Origin of the sequence: Streptococcus dentapri, from assembly GCF_042649885.1 — a bacterium.
Classification (GTDB): Bacteria; Bacillota; Bacilli; order Lactobacillales; family Streptococcaceae; genus Streptococcus; species Streptococcus dentapri.
Genome location: NZ_JBHSAC010000035.1, coordinates 48,139 through 68,111, shown reverse-complemented (window position 1 = coordinate 68,111; position 19,973 = coordinate 48,139). Strand labels below are relative to the sequence as shown.

Here is a 19,973-nt window from a genome sequence, read left to right as displayed (position 1 = left end):
TTTAACTCCAGCAGTAATTATCATCCATATTACAGTAAAAAAGTTATTAAGTATTAGTTTATTTAGGGTAGAGGTACAAGGTTTGTTATAGTTATTATCTATACAAATATCTTTCTAATAAATATTAGGCAAGGGATTTCTTTTGCGTTAGAATAGGGGTATTCATTAGTATTACCAAGGAGGATTCCCCATGACTTTATTAGATGCTTATCAAACCTTCAAAAAAGCTAAGCTAGTCAATCTCAGTCATAAAATAAATGAGACTAGTCCTCATTTTCCAGCCCTTCCTAGTCTGGAGAAAAAGGATATTTTCACTCTCAAGGATGGTTTTCATGTACAACAGTTCACAGTTGTTGGACAATACGGTACACATATTGATGCCCCCATTCATTTTGTGGACAAGGCAGCTTGGTTGGATGAAATTGCTTTAGAAGACTTACTGCTTCCTCTTTATGTCATTGATAAATCACAGGCTGTCGCTGAAAATCCTGACTACGAACTGAGTAAGGCTGATATTCTAGCCTTTGAAGAAGAGTATGGTGAAATTGCCGAGGGCAGCTTTGTCGTTTTTCGCAGTGACTGGCACAAACGTTGGCCCAGTCAAGAAGCTTTTAGAAATTTAGACAGTGATGGTGTGCAACACACACCTGGTTGGTCTCACGAGGCTCTGGAGTTTCTCATCCATCAACGTCAGGTCAAAGCTATCGGTCATGAAACCTTGGATACAGATAGTGGGAAAGCTGCCGCTAAAAACGGTGCACTTATTGAAGAATATTACTTATTAGATCAGGGGATTTATCAGTTGGAAGTCTTAGCTAATCTCGACCGGCTCCCAGCGACTGGAAGTATCATTTCCATTTCTTATCCGAACTGGGAAAAAGCGACCGGTTCCCCAGTTCGGGCGATTGCCTACGTTCCTCAGACTTAGTCAACAGATGTAATTAAAAGCGCTTGGGAACAGTCCCAAACGCTTTTAACAGTTTCTTAACTAATATGGCTGACAATCAGCTCTAATTGACCCGAGATCTTCCAAGAGTCGACTGTATAGGGTAGGATAAAATGCTGCCCCTTTTGGAGCTGATAATCTTGCCCATCCACTACAATATTACCTTTTCCATCAATAACACTGAGCAGATAGTAAGGCGCAAGGCGCCTCATATCAGCAGTCCCATCAATTTCCCACTTGTAAACAGTGAAAAAGTCATTAGCTACCAAGAAAGTAACCGTCAAATCATCCGCTGCTAGTCTATCAGGATGTGAATTCTGTGGTTTTCCTATCGTCATCACATCAATGGACTGTTGGAAATGGAGAGGACGTAATTTCCCTTCAGCATCCTTGCGATCAAAATCATAGACCCTATAGGTGGTATCACTGGATTGTTGCGTTTCTAAAACCATAATCCCCTTACCAATAGCGTGCATAGTCCCACTTGGGACATAGAAAAAATCACCAGCCTTAACTGGAACTCTGGTGAGCAGTTGATCCCAGTTACCTGCTTCAATCAATTCAGTCAATTCTTGACGGCTCTTAGCGGTATGGCCATAGATGATCTCCGCTCCTCGTTCAGCTGCTAGAATATACCAACATTCGGTTTTTCCCAACTCACCCTCGTGCTTCCGAGCATAAGCATCATCAGGGTGAACCTGAACACTCAACCAATCGTTAGCATCTAAAATCTTCGTCAACAGAGGAAAAACTGTACTGTTAGGATAGCCAAAAAGTTCCGGATGCTCTTGATAGAGTCTATCTAATCCAAAACCAGCAAAAGAACCATTTTCCACTGTTGATACACCGTGAGGATGGGCAGAAATTGCCCAGTACTCCCCTGTTGTTTCTGTCGGAATATCATAACCGTATTCCTCACGCAAACGAGTTCCTCCCCAGATTTTATCGTGCATTGTTGCCTTTAAAAATAGTGGTTCTGCCATGACTTCACTCCTTGATTTATTTACTGTCATTTTATCACTTTTGGTTGTGGAAAAAAAGCCAGCAGGGAAAAGTTGCTTTCCTTCACTGGCTTTATATTATTCACTAAGACGTTCTGCTGCTTTTTTAGCTAATGCAAAATTTCCCAGCGTAGCTGAACCATTATCAGATACTGCTGGCGTTACAATATATTCTGAGACGTCTGGCACTGGAATATAATCATTGAGCAGGGCTGCGAACTTTTCACGAACACGTCTAAGCATGTGTTCCTGAGCCATAACACCACCGCCAAAGACAATCACCTCTGGCCGATAAAGTAAGGTTGCTTGTACAGCAGCTTGAGCAATGTAGTAAGCCTGAATATCCCAAACTTCAGAATGCTGATCAATTAACTCACCGCGGATGCCTGTACGGGCTTCAAGTGATGGTCCAGCTGCCAAACCTTCCAAACAGCCACGATGAAATGGGCAAGTCCCATGAAAATCATTCGCCACATCACTTGGATGAGGAGCAACATAAACATGCCCGGCCTCTGTATGACCAACGCCACCGACAAAGTCTGCACGCTGAATAGTTCCTGCTCCGATACCTGTACCGATGGTATAATAAACTAGATTCTCTACGCCCTTGCGCATTATGGCTTCCCCATAGGCAGAAGAATTAACATCTGTTGTGAAATAGAAAGGCAACTTAAATTCTTTAGAAATCAAGCCAACCAGGTCTACGTTTGACCAATTAGGTTTAGGGGTGCTGGTAATATAACCATAGGTCTCCGAATTTTCATCAATATCAACCGGACCGAATGAACCAATAGCAACTCCCTGTAGCTGGTCTTCAAATTTCTTGAAAAACTCTACCGTCTTATCAATAGTTTCATAAGGGCTTGTTGTTGGGAATTGGATCTTTTCAACAATTTGAAAATTTTCATCACCAACTGCACAGACAAACTTTGTCCCGCCTGCTTCCAAACTTCCATACAATTTTGCCATACCGTCTCCTTTTTTACATACGCTTTCATTATGTTTCCATTATAAAAAAATCGAGGGCATAAATCAATTAGAATTCCAAAATTATCTTCCAATTTTACGAAACAATGAACTTTTAAAAGGAGGCCAGAACTTTTGTCCCAGTCTCCTTTTGACTTATTCATACCAACTCTGCTAGGAAATTTATTTCACTTCAATTAAGTCAGCGCCTGAAGCAACGGTTCCTGAAGCAAGAGGGGTTACTTGGCTGTAGTCAGCCGTATTAGTTACAATAACCATAGTTGTATCATCAAGTCCTGCATCAGTGATAGCTGCAGAATCAAAGGTTCCGAGAACATCACCTTTTTTAACTTTTTGATTAGCTTTTACTTTTTGATCAAAGCCTTTGCCATCCATTGAAACAGTATCAATACCGATATGGATAAGCACTTCAGCACCATTGTCCGATTTGAGACCATAGGCATGACCTGTTTCAAAAGCGATTTGAACGATACCATCAACTGGCGCAACAACTGTATTACCACTTGGTTTAATAGCAATACCTTGTCCCATGGCACCTGATGAGAAGACAGGGTCAGAAACCGAAGCCAAATCAACAGCTTGACCATCAATTGGTACAGTGATTGTTTCAGCTTTAACAACTGGAGCTGTTGCTTGAATTTCAGTCGTTTCTGGAGCTGACTCAGTTTCTGCTTCAGCCTCTGCTACTGCTGCTTCAGCTGCAAAGACATCAGCTGCTTTTGTCTTACCATAGTAATAAGTGATGCTAAAAGCAATTACAAATGAGATAACTTCAGCAATCAAGTAGAATGGAATTGATTTAGCCTGAATAGAGATCAAACCAAGGATACCTGCTGAACCAAGGGATACAGCAATAACCTTGAAGAGACCTGCAATCGCTGCTGAAATAGCCGAACCGACAAGGGCACAGAAGAATGGGAAACGATATTTCAAGTTTACCCCGAAAACAGCAGGCTCAGTGATACCAAGGAGAGCTGAAACACCAGCCGAACTTGATAGACCTTTTGTCTTAGAATTTTTAGTCAACGCAAAGACTGCAAAGGCTGCTGCTGCCTGTGCCATATTGGCCATAGAAGCAACAACGAAGATAAAGTCTCCTGAACCTTGACCGTCTTTCCAAGAATTCAAAAGAATTGTTTCAAAGGCTGGGAATGATTGGTGAAGACCTGTAACTACGATTGGCGTATAGAAGGCACCAAAGATTCCCATACCGATGAAACCGAGTGTGTCGTACAGCCATACCAATCCAGTAGCTACCCAGTCAGAGACTTGACCAAAGACTGGACCAATGAGTGCGAAGGTCAAGAATCCAGTGATAATCATTGTAAAGAGCGGTGTAAAGGTAAAATCAACCGCTGAATGGAGATGCTTATGGAACCATTTTTCAACCACACACATCACCCAAACAGCAATAATGGCTGGAATAACTTGAGAGGTATACTGATGAGCTTCGAGAGTCCAACCGAAGAAATTCCAATCAAGCGAGAACCCAGCAGCCTTAGCTACCACCTCTTGCAGCTCTTGAGAGCACATCATCAAACCAAGAGCAGCACCGAGATATTGATTTCCACCAAAACGTTTAGCAGTAGAAATACCAAGGAGAACCGGCATATAGATGAACGGAGCATCCGACAGAACCGTCAACATCTGAGAAATACCAGAAACTTGTGGGAACTGTTCAACCAACGATTTAGGTCCGAATAAATCCGGAGACTTGAAGATGTTATTAACCGCCATCAAAAGACCACCGGCAACAAGAGCCGGAATGATTGGTACGAAAATTTCAGACAGAATTTTAACGAAGGCCATAATTGGGTTGGTCTTAGTACCTTTGGCAGCAATTTGCTTAACTTCTTCTGTTGAAACTTCTTTCAAGCCTGCCTGCTTAATCAATTCAGCATAAACATGGTTAACATCACCAGCGCCAATAATAACTTGATATTGCCCGTCCATTTTGAAAGTTCCTTTGATATCGGAACTATTGTCAAGTGCCGCTTGATCAACTTTGCTATCATCTTTCAAAACCAGCCTAAGGCGTGTCGCACAATGAGCACCAGCTACTAGATTATCTTTGCCGACCGCCTTAATGACATCGGCAGCAACTTTACTATAATCCATTATAGTAGTCTCCTTACAAAATTTATTTTTCTTTTTAGTGAAACGCTTTCACTAAATTATATCAATTATTTTACAGTGTTTTTTCATTTCTGTCAAGCGCTTGACAGAAATAGTATTTTTCTGTGTAAAGAGTTGCTTTTTACTAGAAAAACCACTAGTATGTATAGTAAGATATAAGTACAATAAAATGCTTTATTTAATTTTGGAGGTAATAATGACATTAACAGTTGAACAAAGATATAAGCCCTACTCAGAATGGACGGAAACAGAAGTTCAAAAAATCAAAAACAATGCCGCTAGCTCCCCTTGGCATGTGACTTTCCATGTCGAGCCTCCGCACGGTTTACTGAATGATCCAAATGGTTTTTCATATTTTAAGGGAAAGTGGCAGCTTTTCTACCAATATTTTCCCTATGGTGCTGCACATGGTCTCAAATCATGGGTACAAACTGAATCAACTGACCTGATTCACTTTAAAGAAACGGGAACCATTTTATACCCTAACACTTCTCTTGACAGTCATGGTATGTATTCCGGTTCGGCCATGCAATTTGGAGATAAACTTTTTATCTTTTACACCGGGAATGTCCGTAACAAAAATTGGGAGCGCCAAACTTATCAAAATGGTGCCTTGCTGGATAGCAAGGGCCATCTCGAAAAAATTCCGCAAACATTGATTGCCAAACCCGATGATGTCACTGAACATTTTCGCGATCCACAAATCTTCTTCTACCAAGGAGAATACTATGCTATCATTGGAGCGCAGAGCCTAGATAAAAAGGGCTTCATCAAACTCTACAAGGCAGAAAATCACAATTACAAAGACTGGACCTTCATCGGCAATTTAAATTTTGAAAACGATGCTACATCTTATATGATCGAATGCCCTAATCTCGTTTTTGTAGATGAAAAGCCGGTTCTCCTCTACTGTCCTCAAGGTATGGATAAAAAAATCTTAGACTACGACAACATTTATCCAAACATGTATAAAATAGGACAGGCCTTTGATACAAAAACAGCTACTTTAGTTGCTCCTTCTAACATTGAAAATTTGGACTACGGTTTTGAAACCTACGCTACTCAGGCTTTCAACGCCCCTGATGGCCGTGCTCTCTCTATCAGCTGGATCGGCCTCCCTGATATTTCTTATCCAACGGATAAGTATGATTATCAAGGTGCTATGAGTTTGGTTAAGGAATTAACAATTAAGAACGGGAAACTCTATCAATACCCAGTTGAAACCATAACATCTCTTCGTCAGGAAGAAAAAAACTTTGATAACTACCCTTCAACCAATAATACTTATGAACTTGAGCTCAGTTTTAATCAAGACAGCTACAGTAAATTTGTCCTTTTCGCTGATAAAGATGGCAAAGGGTTGACTATCACTGTGGACACCAAAGCTGGAAAGATTACCATTGACCGCTCTCAGGCCGGCGAACAATATGCATTGGAATTTGGAACAATACGTTCTTGTGATATTGACAATCGCCAAACTACTGCTAATATCTTCATTGACAAATCTATTTTTGAAATTTTTATCAACAAAGGGGAGAAAGTTTTCACTGGTCGTGTTTTCCCTAATCAAGATCAAACTGGCATTGCAATCCTTGATGGTAAGGTGACAGGTAAGTACTTTGAATTAGAATATTAATATGGTTGCGAAATTAACTGACGTTGCGAAGTTGGCTGGTGTAAGCCCAACAACTGTCTCACGTGTCATCAATAAGAAAGGCTATCTTTCTAAGAAAACAATTAACAAGGTCAATAAAGCCATGCGAGAATTGGGTTACAAGCCAAACAGTCTAGCGCGTGGTCTTCAAGGAAAGTCAGCTAAATTAGTCGGACTTATTTTCCCTAATATTGGTCACATCTTCTATGCAGAGTTGATTGAGCAGTTAGAACACGAACTGTTCAGACATGGCTATAAGACTATCATTTGTAATAGTGAGCAAAACTCCGAAAAAGAACGTGAATACCTAGAAATGTTAGAGGCCAATCAGGTTGATGGGATTATTTCAGGGAGCCATAACCTAGGTATTACAGATTACGATCGGGTAACAGCCCCTATCATTTCCTTTGACCGTAACCTTTCTCCACAGATTCCTGTCGTCTCCTCCGATAACTTTGCTGGTGGGGCTGTGGCTGCCCAGACCTTAGTAAAAGCCGGTTGCCAAAACATCATGATGCTGACCGGAAATGATGACACCCATTCACCAACTGGGCTGCGCTATACAGGCTTTCAATCTATTCTACCAGAAGCCCAACATGCCAATATTGCTAGTGAGTATTCTGCTAGCCGTAAGGAAATGGAGATTAAAAAATTGATTACTCAGCTGAGACCTGATGGTATCTTTACATCTGGTGACTTGATGGCTATGCTGGTCCTAAAAATTGCTCAAGAACTGGATATTAGTATTCCACAAGAATTAAAATTGATTGGCTACGATGGTACAACTTTTGTTGAAAACTATCTGCCGCAACTAACTACTATTAAGCAGCCTATCCCAGAAATTGCTCAATTAACTGTTGAACTCCTGTTAAAGAAGATTGCTGGGGAAAATATAGAAGCTAATGAATATACTCTTCCTATATCCCTAATCCCAGGTAGAACTATTTAACATATAAAAACCACAAGGAGAAAAAAAAGAGACTGGATTGCCAGTCTCTTTTAGGTTCTGTACCTAAGCTTTTTCATCAACCACAAACTTTGTCAAAATACCATTGACGAATTTTGCTGAAGTCGTGTCTGAATAGGCCTTGGCTAGTTCAATAATCTCGTTTAGAGCTACGCGCTCAGGAGTCTCTTCATAGTACTTGATTTCAAAGAGCCCTAGACGCAAAAGGTTGCGATCGGTCAACGTTAAGCGTTCCAAAGACCAACCTTTTTTTAGGTTAGCAGCAATCGTCTGATCCAGTTCAGTTAACTTATCGACCGTTCCTTTAACCAAATTTAAAAGAAAGCTTGGGATCTCGATATCTTCTTGCTCCGTCAACTCTTTATCATAACTATAAGCAAAGGTTGCAGCTTCAAGAAAAGAAGCTTGGCCGAACTCTAAACTAAAAATGGCTTGAAAAGCACGCTTACGTAGATTGCGTCTTGCATCAGTCATCTAGGAAATCCTCATCAAACAGAGCTGTCATATCTGGTTTTGGTGTTTTCTCAGGAACGATACCCACAACGTGAACATTGACATCCGATAGTTCCACTTCTGCCATATCATAAACAGCCGATTTAACCGCATGCTGAACTTCGATTGAAACAGCCGGAACATTAACGCCGTATTGTAATTGAAGGTAGATATCAGCAGTAATTTTATCATCTTCACCGGTTGTCAAGTAAACACCGCGACTAAGTGTCGTCTTACTAATGCTATCTGTTACAGCCTTATTGTTAAGAGAATATACCCCTTCAACCTTAGTCGCTGCAATCCCTGTAATAACTTCAAGAACACGGGGGGAAATAACGATTTCTCCAATCATATCTGCCATATCTCTCAATCCTTTCTTATTCTACTGAAAACTCCAGCTTTATGCGCGTGAAATGTAAGTTCCTTCTTGAGTATTGATGATTAGTTTTTGACCAACCTCGATAAAATCTGGTACATTAACCACAAGTCCAGTTTCCAAAGTCGCTGGTTTACCAGATCCTGTAACAGTTGCCCCTTTGATTGAAGGTTGTGTGTCCGCTACGGTTAATTCAACAGTTGTTGGTACCTGAACACCAATAACTTCTGTTCCGTAGAATTGAATTTTAACGTCACTATTTTCAAGCATATAAAGCAATTCATTTTCAACGTTAGCTACCGGAATTTCATATTGGTCATAAGTTTCACTATTCATGAAGTAGGCTGTATCATCCATCTTGTAAAGATACTGTGCTGGAACAGTTTCGATAATGGCCTGTTCAAATTTTTCTTCTGGACGATAGGTCGTATCGAAAGTCGAACCACTGCGGACATCACGTAACTTCATACGCATAACTGTGTTCCCTTTACCTGGTTTGTGGTGACTAGCTTCCAAAACTCTAATCAGTTTACCATCAGCTGTTTCAAAAGTCATCCCAGCTTTGAGCTTACTTGCTTCAATCATATTTTGATTACCTCTTTATTATTTTTACTTATCAGCTTATTCTATCATAAATGCTAAGCATACTCAAATCTTTTAGGCAGTTGACTACAGCTTAAAAACTGTTCCTGTCAGCTTGGCAGAGAACTTAACTTGACAGCATTTGTCAAGTTAATATGCTATAATGCTCTTAAACTAGGAGGATAGCCATGCAGGAATCAAGATTATTTGAAATGGTTTATTATCTATTAGGGAATGGCAAGACAACTGCGCCTGAATTAGCCAAACAATTTGAAGTCTCTGTCAGAACCATTTACCGTGACGTCGATGCCTTGAGCAGCGCAGGAATTCCTATTTATACCCAACAGGGGAAAGATGGGGGCATCCAGCTGGATAAAGATTTCGTCCTGTCCAGATCTTTGCTGTCTCAAAGAGAACGCCAGCAGATTTTAGACAGTCTTCAGGGACTGGCATCGTTAAATGAAACTCTCTATGACAAGAAACTGCTGACTAAGCTATCAGCTCTTTTCAAAGCGGAAAATCCCAACTGGCTGGAAGTAGACTTCAGCCCTTGGCAAAATGAAGCAGAGCAGCAAGCTCTCTTTCAGCAGCTGAAGGAAGCCGTTTTTCAGCGCCGCTGGTTTTCTTTTGATTATTTTAGCAATGATGGCAAAAACAGTCAGCGGCAAGTCAAGCCAATTCGTCTGATTTTTAAAGGTCAGGCCTGGTACCTCTATGCTTACTGTAGCTTACGAGAAGATTTTCGCTTTTTCAAACTATCGCGAATCAGAAATGGTCGCGTTTTAGCAGAGTGCTTTGCAGAAGATTTTTCTCAACAAATCATTAAACTGACTATGCCAAAGCAAACAACTGTTCACATCGCTCTGAAATTCAGCTCCAGTGTTTCCTATCGCGTTTACGATGACTTTTCTGAGGTCGCAAAAGATTCTGACGGCAATCTCTATGTAGAAGCAGATATCCCCAGTAATGTTCTAGAAAGCTATCTTTTATCTTTTGGAGCGGAAGTCCAAGTACTGAGACCAGCCTTTGTCCGTCAAAACATCAAAAAAAAGCTGGAAAATATGCTCACACTCTACAAAAGCTGACAGACCTTGTCTGGTTTCCTTTGTTATACTCACTTTGTAAATCAAATAAGCAAAGGAGAAACCAATGATCTTACAAGAGCTTTACTATTTGTACACTATGAAAACCAATAATTTTAGAGATCCTCAGTTACCGAAAAAATTTGAAGAACTTTGGGACCAGGCAGCTGGTTTGTTCCAGCTTGAGGAGTCAATTTACGCTATTTATCACGACTACGAGTCAGATTATAAGGGAGACTATGCTGTCAGCATCGCCCTAGAAAGACCGCTAGACGGAGCGAAATCGCTAACAGTTCCCAAACAGGATTATGCGATTTTTTCTACAACAAGAGAAGAAATCCCTCAAACTTGGCAGAAAATCTGGCATTTAGAAGAAGCAGGGCAGCTCAGCCGTCTTTACCAGTTGGACTTTGAAAAATACGATCCAGATGGCAAGGCAAGCATTTACATTGGTGTTAAAAAGGAGGTTGGAAAATGAAATACGAATGGCGCAAAGCTGAAAAAGAAATCTATGGGGTCAAAACACAGCCAACTATTTTAGAGGTCAAGAGGCAGCAGTTCATCACCATCAAAGGACAGGGAAATCCTAATGATATAGAGTTTTCAAATCAAGTTTCAGCTCTCTATTCTCTCGCTTATGGGATAAAAATGGCTTATAAAAAGGCTAAGAAGGATGAAATGGACAGTCAGGCTATTACAGATTTTACAGTCTTCCCTTTGGAGGGACTTTGGCAGCAGGAAGAAAATGCCAAGCAGGATCAGCTGGTTAAAGACAGACTATCTTATAAAATAATGATCCAGCAGCCTGATTTTATCAGCCAAGAATTGTTTTTAGAAGCCTTGGAGAAGGTCAGAATAAAGAAGCCAAATCCTTTTTATGATGAGATTTCTTTTGAAGACATAACAGATGGCAAGAGCATCCAAGTTCTTCATATTGGTTCCTATGACGATGAACCCGAATCTTTTGCAAAATTGGATGCCTTTGCAAAAAAACACAACCTACAGCGCTCCTCGCAAATTCACAGAGAGATTTACCTCAGCAATGCTCAGAGAACTGCTAAGGATAAACTCAAGACTATTCTACGCTATCAAGTGAAGGAAATATGAAACAATACCAATCAAAAGCAGAACTCATTACAGCTATCCAAACAGCCTATGGCAAATACATAGCAGAGTTTGCAGTCATTCCAGAAAAACTCAAAGACAGCCGAGTGGAAGGAATTGACCGTACACCAGCCGAAAACTTAGCTTATCAAGTAGGATGGACGACTCTTCTCCTCAAATGGAAGGCAGACGAAACAGCTGGTTTGGATGTCCAAACACCATCAGAACAATTTAAATGGAACCAGTTGGGGCAGCTCTATCAATGGTTCAACGAGACCTACAGCCACCAGTCCTTGACAGCATTGAAAAGTCAGTTAGATGCTAATGTGGCGAGTATTTATCAGATGATTGAGGATATGTCTGAAACCGATCTCTTCCAGCCTCATCAGAGAAAATGGGCAGACACTGCTACCAAAACAGCTGTCTGGGAAGTTGCTAGATTTATCCATGTCAATACCGTGGCTCCTTTTGGCACCTTTAGAACTAAAATCAGAAAATGGAAGAAATTAAAAGGAGCAGGCTTTTAAACCTGCTCCTTTTACACTTGTGATAAGGGCCTTTTTCTGTCAATATTTTAATTACTCTCCCAGAGTTATTTGCGGAACATCATGATGAATATAATTCACACCTTTTTTCGCCATCAGCTCTATGGCCAGAGGATGAGGACGGTAGTGCGATTTATAGGTAATTTTTTTGATACCTGCCTGCAGAAGAGCTTTTGTACAGTTAATACAAGGAAAATGGGTGACATAAATCTCAGTATTATTGGTGGAGATTCCTTCTTTAGCACACTGGATAAGAGCATTCATTTCAGCATGGACCGTACGGATGCAGTGACCGTCCTCCATATAGTGCCCGACTTCATTACAGTTATCAGTCTCTGAAACACCACCATTATAACCAGTTGCAATAATCCGGTTGTCCTTTACCAAAACAGCACCGACAAAGGCACGATCACAGGTTGAACGTTTAGAAATCAACTCTGCATTTGCCATAAAATAATCCTGCCAAGATAATCTTTGTTCTGTCATATATTTCTACCTACACAATCACTCATTCAAGAAGATTTATAAGATCCAACCTCCCTAAAACTTCTGCTTTTCTAAGTTTACCATAATTTTAAAACGGGCGAAAGACAAGGATATGAGAAATAGATACATTAGTATTCAATAATGAAGACACTAGGAAGTTCTAGGTCAAAACAATTATCTTGCCAAAACTTTCTTTACTTTCAATATAAGCATGGGCCTCAGTAATCTCATCCAATTTGAAAATTTTTTCAACATGAACCGGTACCTGAAATGCAGCAACATAATCTAACATTTCCTGTAATTTTTTTAGGCTAACATTCCCAGAATAAAAACTTGTCAGATAACTATTGTTTTTTAGGTCCATAATAGGATCAAAATCTTCCAAAAACCAGCGGCCACCCAGCTGCCCATTGGAACAGATAACCCCTTTTTCCTTGATATGATTAAAGGAATCCTTTATGGAAGACGGTCCAACCAATTCTAAGATCTTATCAAAAGTCAAGTCAGTCTGCAAGACATTATCTTTATCTAGAATAATCCCATCATAACCACATTTTTGCAAAGTCTTCCTTTTTTCTAAATGACGGCTGCTGCCAAAAACCTCATTTTGAGGGAATTGCGCTTTGATAAGATCAAGCATGGCTAAACCAACGCCTGATGCCGCACCACGTATCAGAGTTGTATCTCCAGCTTTAATTTGTAGATTTTTAAAAGCACCGTAAGCTGTATAATAAGTTTCAGGCAAAGCTACCAACTTTTCCAGAGGTAATTCTGTTTTGACAGGATAAATCTGCTCATCTGGCAAAAGTGTGTATTCTGCGTAAGAACCATCAAATGCACGCCCCATTTCTCCCATGATTGAAATAATCCTTTGGCCCGGCTTTAAATGAGGAGCCTGTGTTTCGACAACTTCACCAACACACTCAATCCCTAAAATCCGAGGAAAAGTCACACTTGGGGACAGACCTTGTCTGGTAAAAATCTCAGAATGATTAATCCCAAACCCCAAAACCTTAATAACACTCCACCCAGTTTTAAGTTTAGGAATTGGTCTGTCTTCAATAACAAAAACATCTGGTCCACCGGCTTTATAAACAAGTGCTGCTTTCATAGTAACTTCCTCCTTTGTTCGTCATATTAAAAAGTGGTTTTCTTCTGTCCCGCATTGGGGTGTGGCATTCTCTAGTTCAATTTTTCTTTGAGATACTGACCGGTAAAGCTATCAGTATTTTGGGCAACTTTTTCAGGTGTCCCTTGGGCTACCAAGGTACCACCACCGACACCGCCTTCTGGTCCTAGGTCAATGACATGATCGGCTGTTTTGATGACATCCAGATTATGTTCGATAACTAAAACGGTATTGCCTTCATCAACAAAGCGCTCCAAAACTTTAAGGAGACGGGCAATATCATCGGTATGGAGACCAGTCGTTGGTTCATCCAGAATATAGAAGGATTTGCCAGTTGAGCGTTTGTGGAGTTCACTCGCCAATTTCATACGCTGAGCCTCACCACCTGAGAGGGTCGTTGCAGGCTGTCCTAAGGTCACATACCCCAGTCCGACATCTTTAATCGTTTGCAGCTTGCGGGCAATTTTAGGAATTGGAGTAAAAAAATCAACGGCATCATTGACTGTCATATCAAGGATTTCAGCGATGTTTTTCTCCTTGTAATGAACCTCTAGCGTTTCACTGTTATAGCGGCTGCCGTGGCAGATTTCACAAGGGACATAGACATCTGGCAAAAAGTGCATCTCAATCTTGATGATGCCATCACCTGAGCAAGCTTCACAGCGTCCCCCCTTGACATTAAAGGAGAAACGCCCCTTCTTGTAACCGCGAATTTTAGCTTCGTTTGTTTTGGCAAAGAGATCGCGAATATCATCAAAGACACCGGTATAGGTTGCAGGATTGGAACGTGGCGTACGACCGATTGGACTCTGGTCAATATCAATCAAGCGCTCGATATGTTCAATTCCTTCGACAGCCTTATGTTTACCCGGCTTTTCAGAATTGCGATTGAGTTTTTGGGCAATGGATTTTTTGAGAATACTATTAATCAAGGTAGATTTGCCTGAACCAGACACACCCGTTACAGCGATAAATTTACCTAAGGGAAACTTCACATCAATATTTTGGAGATTGTGCTCGCTGGCTCCCTTGACCTCTATAAAACGTCCATTGCCACTTCTGCGCTCAAGCGGTACTGGAATTTCTTTCTTTCCTGAAAGGTATTGACCAGTGATTGATTTTTTATTTTTGGCAACCTGACTAGGTGTCCCCGAGGCGACAATCTGACCACCAAACTGGCCTGCTCCGGGGCCAACATCAACCAGCCAATCGGCCTGACGCATAGTATCTTCATCATGCTCAACCACAATCAGGGTATTACCGAGGTCGCGCATCTTTTTAAGACTGGCAATGAGGCGGTCATTGTCCCGCTGATGGAGACCAATAGAAGGTTCATCCAGCACATAGAGGACACCGCTCAGATTGGAACCAATCTGTGTTGCCAGACGAATCCGCTGACTTTCTCCACCGGACAGGGTTCCAGCTGTCCGAGATAGGGTTAGATAATTGAGGCCAACATTGTTTAGGAAAGTCAAACGGTCATTGATCTCTTTCAAAATTGGGCGGGCAATGGTTTCTTGATTAGCTGATAGTTTTAGATCTTTAAGATGGGCGAGATGATCCTGTATCGATAAGTCCGAAATCTGACCGATATGAAGCCCTTTTTCACCCCCTAATTTCACTGCTAAAGCAGCATCATTGAGACGATAACCCTGACAGGTTGCACAGATCAACTCATTCATGTAACCCCGCATGACATTACGGGTGAAATCACTGTTGGTTTCATGATAGCGGCGGTTGACGTTGTTGACAACCCCTTCAAAGGGAATATCAATATCGCGTACCCCACCAAAATCATTAACATAGTGAAAATGGAACTCACGCTCATCTGAGCCATAGAGGACTAAATCCTGTTGGTCTTTGGTTAGATCTTCAAAAGGTGTATCCATATCAACGCCAAACTGTGTCATGGCCTGCTCTAACATGATTGGATAATAATTTGACGAGATAGGATTCCAAGGAGCTAGTGCCCCTTGGCGCAATGTTTTACTAGGTTCAGGAATCAAAAGGTCCATATCCACAACCAGCTTCATCCCCAGACCATCACAGGTCGGACAGGAACCAAAAGGAGCATTGAAAGAGAAGAGACGAGGTTCCAACTCAGGCACTGTAAAACCACAGACCGGGCAGGAATAATGCTCTGAGAAAAGCAAATCATTACCATCCATTGTATCAATGATGACATACCCGTCAGCAATCCTTAAGGCTGCTTCAACAGAATCAAATAGACGACTGCGGATACCTTCCTTGTTGACTAGACGGTCGATGACCACTTCGATATTGTGCATTTTTGATTTGGATAGCTCAGGTACTTCTGTGACATCATAGATGTCACCATCCACACGCACACGAACATAACCTTCCTTTTGAATTTTTTCAAACAAGGTTTTGTGTTGACCCTTTTTGCGACGAATGACCGGTGCCAAGATCTGCATGCGGCTGCGCTCAGGCAAAGCCAAAACCTGATCGACAATCTGCTCTACTGAGCTGGCGGAAATTTCACCATGTCCATTGATACAGTAGGGCACACCCACACGAGCATAAAGCAAGCGCAGGTAATCGTTGATTTCCGTAGCGGTTCCCACAGTCGAACGAGGATTCTTACTAGTAGTTTTCTGGTCAATAGAAATAGCCGGACTGAGACCATCAATGCTGTCTACATCAGGCTTTTCCATATTGCCCAAAAACTGACGGGCATAGGCTGACAAACTTTCAACATAGCGACGCTGACCTTCAGCATAAATGGTATCAAAGGCTAGGCTGGACTTCCCAGAACCGGACAGGCCTGTCACTACAACCATTTTATCTCTTGGTATTTCCAAATCAATGTCTTTTAAATTATGGGCACGCGCCCCGTGAATAACTAATTTATCTTGCATAATCTATCTATTCAGATCCTTTCTGATTGACACTGTATGAGTGCCCTTATTATATCAAAAACTCGACGCTTTTACCGCTATCCGCGCACAGAAAAAAAGAAGGCTAGGACTAAGTCTCACCTTCTTAATACAATGATTTTTCTTAGCTGTTAGGATCATCCAAACTGCGGCCGTGCAGACCCTTCTCGCGCTGAACTTGGCGCAGTTTTTCCGGAGTAAGGTCGTTACCTTCCTCATCGACTACCTTAATTCCTTCAATATGGTGACGCACAGACCGACGATAACCCTCGAGATACTCTTTGCGAAGCTCAGCCTGTTCGACTTTTTCCTCGCTGGTTAAACCATCTGTCTTTTTCTTCCTAGCAAGCTCGTTAATACGTTCAATTTTTTTAGGATCCATAATTAAGATGTCAAGAATATAATCAGAAAAGCTGAGAAATTTAGGCCAGCTTTCTAATCGAATTCAGTTCCTTTCTATTAAATTTTTCAATAAACAACTGGAGTTGTTGTTTTCACTTTGTATTCAGTTGATTAAAGGCCGCCACTGTTTGAGTCTTCTCAGCTAGGCCAGCCAACAAGGCTAAGCGGTTGTTTTTAATTTTTTCATCTTCCACCATGACCATGGTATTGTCAAAGAAGGCATCAATAACTGGGCTGAGAGCAAAGAGTTGAGCAATCTTATCATCAGCATTGCCTGAAAGAGTAAGTTCATCAATAGCTGCCACCAAGTTTTTTTCATGATCATTTTCAAAGAGAGATTCATCAACCACCATAGAAGAGTCAGCCTTGTCTGCTATGTTAAGGACACGCGAAAGGCTTTCAACAGCTGACTTATAGTTTTCTGTCTGACTTGCTGCCACAAGAGCATCAGCCGTTGCTAACATTTCTGAGACGACAAAGGTTGAACCGGCGAGTGCGGCCTCACGAATATCTTTAGGAACATCGGTTCCCATTATTTTTTCAACCCGCGCACGAATGAAGTCCAGTACGTCTGCTTTATTGGCGTAAGTTAAACTGTCAAATGAAAGGCTATAGAGACTATCAATCAGCTCATCCATTGGGATATCCCAACCAAAGGCATCAAGGATACGGACAATCCCTTGTGTCGCACGACGAAGGGCATATGGGTCATTGGAGCCACTTGGAATGAGGCCAACCGAGAAGAAGGAAAGTAGTGTGTCCAATTTATCTGCCAAGGCTAAGATCGCACCAATCTTGGTTTCTGGTAGCTTTCCATCGGCTGAATCGGGAAGATAGTGCTCACGAATGGCTGCTGCCACAGCCTTTTCTTCGCCGGCAAGAAGGGCATATTTCTCACCCATGATACCTTGAAGCTCATCAAACTCTCCAACCATACCAGTGAGAAGATCAAATTTATAGATTTGAGCAGCTCGAGCTACAGCCTGAGTCTCTTCCCTTGTCAGGCCAGCCTTCTCTGACAAATAAGCCGCAATTACGCCACTGCGTTCCATGTGCTCAGACAGAGAACCAATCTTTTCATGGAAGGTAACATGATCCAATTTGGCAACCAAATCGGCAATCTTTAATTTCTGATCTTCATGCCAGAAAAATTCACTGTCTTCCAGACGGGCTACAAGAACCTTTTCATTCCCTTTGATAACATTTTCGAGGCAGTCTGCATTACCATTGCGTACCGAGATAAAATTAGGCATGAGTTTACCAGTTTGATCACGCACGACAAAGTAACGCTGATGATTTTTCATAGAAGTAACCAAAACTTCCTCAGGCACTTCCAGATACTTCTCATCAAAACTACCCATGAAAGCTGTTGGGTATTCAACCAGATTAAGGACTTCATTCAAAAGAGTCTCATCAATATCAACCTGAACTTTTTCTTGACTTTCAATCGCCTTGATTTGCTCAACAATTATATTTTCACGTTCTTTAGCATCTGCAATGACAAATTGTTGGCGTAAATCTTCCTCATAAGAATCGGCATTAGCAACTTCTGTTTCATGGCCTAAGAAACGATGACCACGGCTGATACGGTCCGAATGAATATCCAAAAAGTCCAAATCCAGCGCTTCATCACCAAGAAGCACGGTCAAAGTGTGAACAGGGCGGATATATTCAAAGGTATTATTAGCCCAGTGCATACTGACAGAGAAAGTAAGAGAATTAAGAACTTCTGGGACACCCGCCAGCACTTCCTTAGCCGGCTGACCAGCTTCTTGTTTGGTGACATAGACATACTCCTCACCTTTGATTTCGCGGAACTCAATGTCATCGGTTGTCAAACCTTTACCACGAACAAAGCCCTGTGCCGCCTTGGTAAAGTTACCCTCAGCGTCCAAGGCAATCTTCTTAGCTGGTCCCTTAAAATCTTCAGTCAAGTCGGATTGTTTATCAGCCAGACCAAGGACACGAACTGCCAAACGACGTGGGGTTGAGAAGGTTTGAATGCTTTCAAAATCCAAACGATGATCCTTTAAAAAGGCTGCCATTTTTTCGCCCAATTGTTTTTCACTCGGTGTGACAACATAGGCTGGTAATTCTTCAAGACCCAATTCTACAAGTAAATTTTTCGTCATTATTCTGCCTCCTCCTTCAATAATTCTGCACGCGTCGCTTCATCTAACAATGGATAACCAAGTTTTTTACGCTCAGCTACAAAGGTTTTAGCAACCACGCGCGCCAAATTACGGATACGAGCAATATAACCTGCACGCTCTGTCACCGATACTGCCCCACGAGCATCGAGCAAATTGAAGGTGTGCGAACATTTCAACACATAATCATAAGCTGGGTGTACCAATCCCAATTCCAGAGCTTTGCCAGCTTCTTCCTCAAATTTTTCAAAATTATCCAGGAGCATATCTTGATCTGAAACTTCAAAAGAGTATTTTGAATGTTCGTACTCAGGCTGTAAAAAGATTTCTCCGTATTTAACACCTGGGGCCCACTCAATATCGTAAACCGAGTCCACTTCTTGAATATAGGAGGCTAAACGTTCCAAACCATAAGTAACCTCAGCTGTAACAGGTCCAGTTGCCAAGCCACCAACTTGTTGGAAGTAAGTAAACTGAGTGATTTCCATACCGTCAAGCCAAACTTCCCAACCAAGTCCAGCAGAACCTGTTGATGGGTTTTCCCAGTTATCTTCAACAAAACGGATATCGTGTTCTAAAGGATTGATACCTAATTTTTTCAAAGATTCCAAGTAAAGTTCTTGAATGTTTGACGGAGATGGTTTCATCACCACTTGGAATTGGTGGTGTTGGTAAAGACGGTTAGGATTTTCACCATAACGACCATCGGCAGGACGACGTGATGGCTCTACATAGGCGGCATTCCACGGCTCTGGTCCAATGGCCCGCAGGAACGTATAAGGACTCATAGTCCCAGCTCCCTTTTCATTGTCATAGGCCTGCATGAGCATACAGCCCTGGTCATTCCAGAATTGTTGTAAGATCAAGATGATTTCCTGGAAAGTTAATTTTTTTGCCATAATATATCCTCTTTTCTATTAGATTGATTGCGACGTGAGCCTTTCCTAGCCGATACCGCTAGGAAAAGCGAGGTGGTACAGCGTCTAGCTCAGTCGCCATAGCGATGAGCGTGTGGCAATTCGACTGAAAGGAAACTA

The 19,973-nt window shown here is 41.6% G+C and carries 19 protein-coding genes; 7 read left to right on the top strand and 12 right to left on the bottom strand.

Features of this window, described 5'->3' with window-relative positions; genetic code table 11:
* Positions 1–190: 190 nt before the first annotated feature.
* Positions 191–928, top strand: a complete 738-nt coding sequence (locus ACFOSE_RS03890; RefSeq protein ID WP_380430759.1) for a cyclase family protein — start codon at positions 191–193, stop codon at positions 926–928.
* Between the two features lie 56 nt (positions 929–984).
* On the opposite strand, the gene manA is transcribed toward ACFOSE_RS03890, so the two are convergent.
* From manA to ACFOSE_RS03875, 3 genes are all read right to left on the bottom strand, one after another.
* Positions 985–1,929 (bottom strand): mannose-6-phosphate isomerase, class I, encoded by a 945-nt coding sequence (gene manA / locus ACFOSE_RS03885; RefSeq protein ID WP_380430756.1) that lies wholly within the window; start codon positions 1,927–1,929, stop codon positions 985–987.
* Between the two features lie 96 nt (positions 1,930–2,025).
* Positions 2,026–2,916, bottom strand: a complete 891-nt coding sequence (scrK, locus tag ACFOSE_RS03880; protein WP_380430753.1) for a fructokinase ScrK — start codon at positions 2,914–2,916, stop codon at positions 2,026–2,028.
* A 180-nt stretch (positions 2,917–3,096) separates the two neighbouring features.
* Positions 3,097–5,052 carry a sucrose-specific PTS transporter subunit IIBC gene (locus tag ACFOSE_RS03875; RefSeq protein ID WP_380430751.1) on the bottom strand — a complete coding sequence of 652 codons (1,956 nt, stop codon included), beginning with the start codon at positions 5,050–5,052 and terminating at the stop codon, positions 3,097–3,099.
* Between the two features lie 214 nt (positions 5,053–5,266).
* Here ACFOSE_RS03875 and ACFOSE_RS03870 point away from each other — a divergent pair, with 214 nt between their 5' ends.
* Positions 5,267–6,706, top strand: a complete 1,440-nt coding sequence (locus ACFOSE_RS03870; RefSeq protein ID WP_380430748.1) for a sucrose-6-phosphate hydrolase — start codon at positions 5,267–5,269, stop codon at positions 6,704–6,706.
* A gap of 1 nt (position 6,707) precedes the next feature.
* Positions 6,708–7,673: a LacI family DNA-binding transcriptional regulator gene (locus tag ACFOSE_RS03865; RefSeq protein WP_380430745.1), complete on the top strand. Its 966-nt coding sequence runs from the start codon at positions 6,708–6,710 to the stop codon at positions 7,671–7,673.
* Positions 7,674–7,736: 63 nt separating this feature from the next.
* On the opposite strand, the gene nusB is transcribed toward ACFOSE_RS03865, so the two are convergent.
* The 3 genes from nusB to efp are packed head-to-tail and all read right to left on the bottom strand — an operon-like array spanning position 7,737 to position 9,144.
* Entirely contained in the window at positions 7,737–8,165 is a 429-nt protein-coding gene (nusB, locus tag ACFOSE_RS03860; protein WP_380430742.1) for a transcription antitermination factor NusB, read from the bottom strand.
* Positions 8,158–8,544, bottom strand: a complete 387-nt coding sequence (locus ACFOSE_RS03855) for an Asp23/Gls24 family envelope stress response protein (RefSeq protein ID WP_380430739.1) — start codon at positions 8,542–8,544, stop codon at positions 8,158–8,160. The genes nusB and ACFOSE_RS03855 overlap by 8 nt, the downstream gene beginning before the upstream one ends.
* A 39-nt stretch (positions 8,545–8,583) precedes the next feature.
* Positions 8,584–9,144 carry an elongation factor P gene (efp, locus tag ACFOSE_RS03850; protein WP_380430736.1) on the bottom strand — a complete coding sequence of 187 codons (561 nt, stop codon included), beginning with the start codon at positions 9,142–9,144 and terminating at the stop codon, positions 8,584–8,586.
* A gap of 185 nt (positions 9,145–9,329) precedes the next feature.
* On the opposite strand from efp, the gene ACFOSE_RS03845 reads away from it, so the two are divergent.
* From ACFOSE_RS03845 to ACFOSE_RS03830, 4 genes are all read left to right on the top strand, one after another.
* Complete coding sequence (locus ACFOSE_RS03845) at positions 9,330–10,226, top strand: helix-turn-helix transcriptional regulator (RefSeq protein WP_380430734.1); 897 nt, start codon at positions 9,330–9,332, stop codon at positions 10,224–10,226.
* 64 nt (positions 10,227–10,290) lie between these two features.
* Entirely contained in the window at positions 10,291–10,701 is a 411-nt protein-coding gene (locus ACFOSE_RS03840; protein WP_380430731.1) for a GyrI-like domain-containing protein, read from the top strand.
* The gene (locus ACFOSE_RS03835) at positions 10,698–11,330 is read left to right on the top strand and encodes a GyrI-like domain-containing protein (RefSeq protein ID WP_380430729.1); all 633 of its coding nucleotides are present in this window, start codon (positions 10,698–10,700) and stop codon (positions 11,328–11,330) included. Before ACFOSE_RS03840 ends, ACFOSE_RS03835 begins: the two co-directional genes overlap by 4 nt.
* The gene (locus ACFOSE_RS03830; protein WP_380430726.1) at positions 11,327–11,854 is read left to right on the top strand and encodes a ClbS/DfsB family four-helix bundle protein; all 528 of its coding nucleotides are present in this window, start codon (positions 11,327–11,329) and stop codon (positions 11,852–11,854) included. Before ACFOSE_RS03835 ends, ACFOSE_RS03830 begins: the two co-directional genes overlap by 4 nt.
* Before the next feature lie 51 nt (positions 11,855–11,905).
* Here the strand turns inward: ACFOSE_RS03830 and ACFOSE_RS03825 are convergent, their stop codons facing one another.
* From ACFOSE_RS03825 to glyQ, 6 genes are all read right to left on the bottom strand, one after another.
* Positions 11,906–12,358: a deoxycytidylate deaminase gene (locus ACFOSE_RS03825; protein WP_380430724.1), complete on the bottom strand. Its 453-nt coding sequence runs from the start codon at positions 12,356–12,358 to the stop codon at positions 11,906–11,908.
* 160 nt (positions 12,359–12,518) lie between these two features.
* Positions 12,519–13,469 carry a zinc-binding alcohol dehydrogenase family protein gene (locus ACFOSE_RS03820; RefSeq protein ID WP_380430721.1) on the bottom strand — a complete coding sequence of 317 codons (951 nt, stop codon included), beginning with the start codon at positions 13,467–13,469 and terminating at the stop codon, positions 12,519–12,521.
* A gap of 71 nt (positions 13,470–13,540) precedes the next feature.
* Positions 13,541–16,366, bottom strand: a complete 2,826-nt coding sequence (uvrA, locus tag ACFOSE_RS03815; RefSeq protein ID WP_380430719.1) for an excinuclease ABC subunit UvrA — start codon at positions 16,364–16,366, stop codon at positions 13,541–13,543.
* 142 nt (positions 16,367–16,508) lie between these two features.
* Positions 16,509–16,766, bottom strand: coding sequence for a DUF896 family protein (locus ACFOSE_RS03810; protein ID WP_380430716.1), 258 nt, complete (start codon positions 16,764–16,766; stop codon positions 16,509–16,511).
* A gap of 112 nt (positions 16,767–16,878) precedes the next feature.
* Positions 16,879–18,918, bottom strand: coding sequence for a glycine--tRNA ligase subunit beta (glyS, locus tag ACFOSE_RS03805; RefSeq protein WP_380430713.1), 2,040 nt, complete (start codon positions 18,916–18,918; stop codon positions 16,879–16,881).
* Complete coding sequence (glyQ, locus tag ACFOSE_RS03800; RefSeq protein ID WP_380430710.1) at positions 18,918–19,835, bottom strand: glycine--tRNA ligase subunit alpha; 918 nt, start codon at positions 19,833–19,835, stop codon at positions 18,918–18,920. Before glyQ ends, glyS begins: the two co-directional genes overlap by 1 nt.
* Between the last annotated feature and the right edge of the window lie 138 nt (positions 19,836–19,973).